This window comes from uncultured Parasphingopyxis sp., assembly GCF_937129435.1.
Classification (GTDB): Bacteria; Pseudomonadota; Alphaproteobacteria; order Sphingomonadales; family Sphingomonadaceae; genus Parasphingopyxis.
In genome coordinates this window covers 1-4,958 of sequence record NZ_CAKZNF010000040.1, presented here as the reverse complement: position 1 = coordinate 4,958, position 4,958 = coordinate 1, and the positions used below count along the sequence as shown (strand labels likewise).

The 4,958-nt window shown below is 64.0% G+C and carries 4 protein-coding genes; 3 read left to right on the top strand and 1 reads right to left on the bottom strand.

The genetic code is table 11. From position 1 onward, the window contains the following. Nucleotides 1-1,328, top strand: a 1,328-nt coding sequence (locus Q0139_RS07855; protein ID WP_298019829.1) for a YadA-like family protein, incomplete at its 5' end; no start/stop codon positions are given. 171 nt (nt 1,329-1,499) lie between these two features. On the opposite strand, the gene Q0139_RS07850 is transcribed toward Q0139_RS07855, so the two are convergent. Then, the gene (locus Q0139_RS07850) at nt 1,500-1,928 is read right to left on the bottom strand and encodes a helix-turn-helix domain-containing protein (RefSeq protein ID WP_298019827.1); all 429 of its coding nucleotides are present in this window, start codon (nt 1,926-1,928) and stop codon (nt 1,500-1,502) included. Between the two features lie 393 nt (nt 1,929-2,321). On the opposite strand from Q0139_RS07850, the gene Q0139_RS07845 reads away from it, so the two are divergent. After that, nucleotides 2,322-3,116: a tryptophan 2,3-dioxygenase gene (locus Q0139_RS07845; RefSeq protein ID WP_298019825.1), complete on the top strand. Its 795-nt coding sequence runs from the start codon at nt 2,322-2,324 to the stop codon at nt 3,114-3,116. 142 nt (nt 3,117-3,258) lie between these two features. Continuing rightward, nucleotides 3,259-4,881, top strand: coding sequence for an alkaline phosphatase D family protein (locus Q0139_RS07840; RefSeq protein ID WP_298019823.1), 1,623 nt, complete (start codon nt 3,259-3,261; stop codon nt 4,879-4,881). Nucleotides 4,882-4,958: the final 77 nt, after the last annotated feature.

Genomic DNA, 4,958 nt, shown 5'->3' with positions numbered 1-4,958 from the left:
CCCGCGTCGGAGACAATGAGACCGATATCGCCGATCTGGACATTCGGGTCGGAACGAACACCGACGATATCGCGAGCCTCAACGAAACGGCCGTCCGCTACGACGATGCCACGCAATCGCGCATCACGCTGGGCGGCGCCGATGGCACCGTGATCGCCAATGTGGCGGCTGGCGAGCTTTCGGAAACGTCCAATGAAGCCGTGAACGGCGCGCAACTCTTCGCGACGAACCAGCAGGTCGCGACGAACAGCACGCGTATCTCCGTCGTCGAGGGCGATATCGGCGATATCGGCGATCGCATCACGACCGTGGAGGGGGACGTCGTCGCGATCGACAATCGTGTGACGACCAACACCCAGTCGATCGCCGAACTGCAGTCCCGCCAGTCGCCGGTGCGTTATCTAGACGCGGACGGGAACGCGACCACAACGCCGACAGATAGCGCCGCTCTTGCGGGATCGAGCGGCGGCGCCGTGACACTGACCAATGTCGCCGAGGGCGAACTTTCGGCCACATCCACCGATGCGGTCAACGGAACGCAGCTCAACGCGACCAACCAGCAGGTCGCGATCAACACGCAGAATATCCACAACAATAGCGACGAGATCACCAATATCCGCAACACCTTCACCGGCAGCGAGGTCTCGCCGATCCAATATTCGAACGCCGATACACCCACCGATCCAAATGGCGGCACGATCACCAATGATGTGACGCTGGTCGGTGCGGATGCTTCGGCGCCGGTTGCCGTCCACAATGTGGCGGCGGGCCAAGTCAGCGCGGGATCGACCGACGCGGTGAACGGGGGTCAGCTCCACGCGACCGACCAGCGCGCGCAGACGGCCCTCGCCACCGCGCAAGATGCGCAGACCGTTGCAGCGAACTCGGTGCAATATGATCAGGGCGGCAGTGCCGTAACGCTGCGCCCGGACGGCGATGCGGTAGCGCTACGCAATGTGGCGGCGGGCACGTCTGCAACCGACGCCGTCAACCTGCAGCAATTGCAGAGCGGCATGGCGGGCAGCGTCGCGATGGCGAATGCCTATACCGACGAAATGTTCAGCCGGGTCGGCGGCGCCATCAACAATGTCGACAACGATGCCGAGGGCGGGATCGCCGGCGCGATGGCGCTCGCGGCCTTGCCGCAGGCCAATCGTCCCGGCGCCTCGATGTTCTCCATCGGCGTCGGTCAGTTCGGCAGCGAGGCAGGCTTCGCCATGGGCCTGTCAACCACGTTCGACGACGGCAATGGCGTCTTTCGCCTGGGCGGCACGGTCGATTCGCGCGGCCATGGCGGCGCGAATGCCGGTGTCGGCTTCCAGTTCTGACGCAGTCCTTCACGAGCCGCCCGGACATGGCCTCTGCGTTCGGGCGGCTCCCCTGCAAAGCTGCGTAATTCCCCGTCCTGCCGGCCTTGTCCCCCGTTCGTCCGGCCGCACCGGAGAACGCCCGGAAGCCACCCTGACGGCTTCCGGGCGATACCGGTGGCAGGGCTTAGATCAGGTGCCCTCGAAGAGTCCGTTTGCGAAGAATTCCATGAATTGGGACATCCGCCGCGCTTTCAGCGAAAGCGGTTGCCGCCGTGCGTCGGACCGGCCCTTCCGTTGCTCGATCCACTCATCCTCGATCAGCGCCTGCTTGTACCGATAGGCGGTGGTGTGCGGGATCCCGCACCGCTTTTCGAGCTCTGAAATCGTCAGTTCCTCGCCCCGGACATTGGCCAGGAAGAGATGCAGCACCAGATCCCAGGCCGGTTCATCGAACATCGACGCCATATCGGGAAACGCCTTGCGCCTCTGATCGCGAAAATCGAGAATATATCCGGCCAGCCGGATCGAACGCCCGATGCGATCTTCGGCATCATTGGCGGCGGGCGTGTCCGCCGGAGCGGCGGCCGAGACCGAAACCAAGGCTTCGAGTTGACTCACAATCGCTTCCAGCCGGGCGGCCGTTTCGCCGGCGGTGGCTGTGCCCTTGCGGCCGGCTCCACCCTCGCGGGTCTCCTCGGCACCCGGCGTTTCATCCGGTATCCGATCTTACATATCAACCCTTGATTGAGCCCCTTTAAATACGCGCTGGGTGATTTCTCATTCTAATCCCGCGCGCGAACAATAATTCCCGGCTATGTGCAATAAGCGATATGTACGGAGATAACAAAGACATGTCTATATAGGTCTCCTGTCGGAATTATGTTCTGCCCCCGACATTATTGAGTTCAAAAAGGGCGTATTCGATTGCGCTATTGCAACCGGCCAGTAGCTCCATCCCGGTCACTTTCAGCCTGGCTGGCGACCGGGGCGACAAGCCGCTAGACGCATGGCATGGCTAACCGCGACATGACCTATGGGCGTTATCTGGCGCTCGATCCGCTGCTCTCCGCCCAGCATCCGATTTCTGACCGGCATGACGAGATGCTGTTCATCATCATTCACCAGACCAAGGAACTCTGGCTGAAGCAGATGATCTTCGAACTCGACGATGCGCTCGGTCTCGTTCGAACGGACAGGCTGGTGCCGGCCTACAAGTCGTTGGCGAGGGTCAGCCGGATACAGGCGGTGATGACGCTGAGCTGGGACGTGCTCGCAACGATGACGCCGGCCGATTACACGCAATTCCGGCATGTGCTCGGCACGAGTTCGGGCTTCCAGTCGGCGCAGTTCCGGCAGGTCGAATTCATGTTCGGCCTGAAGGATGCCGCGCATCTCGATTTTCAGGACGACGGCAGCGAGCCGCACGCGGCGCTCAAGGCGGCGCTCTCCGCGCCGAGCCTGTGGGACGAGGCGAACCGCGCGGCGGCCCGTGCAGGCCTGCCGATCCCCGATAACGTTATCGAGCGGGACTGGTCGAAGCCCTACCAGCCGAGCGAAACCGTCGAGGCGGCCTGGGCCGAGGTCTATCGCGATACCGGGAAATGGTGGGAACTCTACCAGCTCGCCGAAAAGCTTGTCGATATAGACGATGCGCTCGCCGCCTGGCGGCACAAGCATGTGCTGACCGTTTCGCGGATCATCGGCGGCAAGCGCGGCACCGGCGGCACGGCAGGCGTGCCTTATCTGGAAAGCACGCTGTCGAAACGCGCCTTTCCGGAGCTGTGGAGCCTCAGAACTCTCTTATAGTCTGCCGATTGCTGCGCAGGGGAGCGCAGCAGGCCATGCCGACTTCCCTGAGCCTGTCGAAGGGCTGCCTTTCTTCCCCATGGTGCGGTAAAAGACAGGCAGGGCTTCGACAGGCTCGGCCCGGACGGGGAGGGGATTCGCGATGACATTGAAGATCGACCGCCGGCAGTTGCTGCAGACCGGCCTGCTGGGCCTTGGTGCGCTGGCAACGCCGGGCGCGGCGCAATTGATGACTGCGCGCGGTTTTACCCATGACGTTGCCTCGGGCGAGCCTTCCGCCGATTCGGTACTGCTCTGGACTCGATATGCGGGGAACGATGCCGCGACCCGGCTCGGCGTCGAGATCGCCGAGGATGCCGAGTTCGGCCGTGTCGTCTCGCGGGGCGAGGCGATCGCGCGGGCCGCGCGCGATCATTGCGCCAAGGTTACGCTCGACGGGCTCGATCCGGGCCGCCGCTATTTTTACCGTTTCCGCGCTCCCGACGGCAGCTTCTCGCCTGTCGGCCGGACGAAGACATTGCCCGAAGGCGAAGTCGACCGCTTCGCCATGGCGGTCTTCTCCTGCTCGAACATGCCCTTCGGCTGGTTCAACGGCTACGCCCATGCCGCCGCACGCGACGATATCGACCTCGTCGTCCACACCGGCGACTATCTCTACGAATATCCGGTCGGCAACTATCCCGGCCCCGAACAGGCGGTCGCGGGGCGGGACATCGCGCCCGATCACGAAATCGTCGCGCTCGCCGATTACTGGCTGCGCTATTCCAGCTACCGCGCCGATCCCGATCTGCAGGCGGTCCATCGCAATTTCCCCATGATCGCGCGGTGGGACGATCACGAGATCGCCAACAATCCCTGGCGCGACGGGGCGCAGAACCATCAGGAGGATGAGGGGCTCTGGGAAGCGCGCAAGCGCGCCGCGATGCGCGCCTATCATGACTGGATGCCGGTTTCCGATGCGCCGTGGGATAATTACCAGATCGGCAATCTCGCGACGATCTTCGTGCCCGAGACGCGGCTGCTGGGCCGCGACCGGGAGCTCGACTATGCCGTCGCGCAGCTGACCGGAAGCATGCAAGCCGGGCTGGAAAACTTCCGGGACGGTGCATGGTCGGACCCGAGCCGCACCATCCTCGGCGGGCCGCAGGAAGCCTGGTTGTTCGACGGGCTTGCCGATTCGACGGCACGCGGCACGCGTTGGCAGGTGCTTGCGCAGCAGGTGATCATGGGGCGCAGTTATTTTCCGACTACAATTGCCGAACAGCTTGCCGCCGCCGCACCCGATTCAATCCGCCAACGCCTGCAGCTCGTGCAGGCGGCCTCGCAGGCCGGGCTGCCGATCAACCTCGATGCGTGGGACGGCTATCCCGCCGCGCGCGACCGGCTGCTCGCCGCCGTTCTGGAAGCCGATGCGAATCTCGTCGTGCTGAGCGGCGACAGCCATAATGGCTGGGCCTTCGACCTGCACCATGGCGACGATGTCGCGGCGGGCGTCGAATTTGCGGGGCACAGCGTCACTTCACCCGGCTATGAAAGCTTCCTCGGCCAGGTGCCGCCCGACGCGATGGCTGCCGGGCTCGTCGCCGCAAGCCCGGACATGCGCTGGTGCGACACGTCGGGCCGCGGTTACATGACCGTGACGCTGACGCCCGACGAGGCGCGCGGCGAATGGCTGTTCGTCGATACGATCAGGGAGCGGAGCACCACCATCGCCCGGCGGCACAGCATGACGGCGGCGCATGGCGCGCGGATGTTTGGGGGATAGTATTGTCAGACTCGACCTTACGGTCGAGCGCCGCAGATTCTTTGTCAGACCTCGCCTTCGGCTCGGCGCCGTACCAG